Below are 550 nucleotides of genomic sequence, written 5' to 3'. Positions count from 1 at the left end.
CTGAAGATCCTAGATTTACTGATCGTTTCGAATTGTTCATTGTAGGTAGAGAGCATGCAAATGCATTTACTGAATTAAATGATCCTATTGATCAAAAAGGTCGTTTTGAAGCGCAACTTGTTGAAAAAGCGCAAGGTAATGATGAAGCGCATGAAATGGATGAAGATTACATTGAAGCGTTAGAATATGGTATGCCTCCGACAGGTGGTCTTGGTATCGGTATTGACAGATTGGTTATGTTATTAACTGACTCTCCATCAATCAGAGACGTATTATTATTCCCTTATATGAGACAAAAATAAATGACGTTGATTGTTAGTAAGAGCTCTCGTGTATACAACATGTGTATGCGAGGGCTTTCTTAATTATGGTAATTAGTTCGTGTTTGAATGTTTTTGATAGTAATAGTTAACGATAGTGGTGCTATTTTTGACTGTTAAACAAGGTAGTTGGCTGATAGATGAAAATGACGATACGTATATAGAGTAGTTCGGATGAGAAATGTTAACGATAGACATTGAGATATCTTATAACAAAAATTGCTATATTA

General features: G+C 34.5%; 1 protein-coding gene. It reads left to right on the top strand.

The genetic code is table 11. The annotated features are described in order from the left end of the window. A partial coding sequence (locus IDG60_RS01105) for an amino acid--tRNA ligase-related protein (RefSeq protein WP_346767027.1) occupies nucleotides 1-302 on the top strand: 302 nt, incomplete at its 5' end. Nucleotides 303-550 lie beyond the last annotated feature (248 nt).

It is taken from the genome of Staphylococcus sp. EG-SA-2 (genome assembly GCF_017152085.1).
This window is presented reverse-complemented; position numbering and strand designations above follow the sequence as displayed.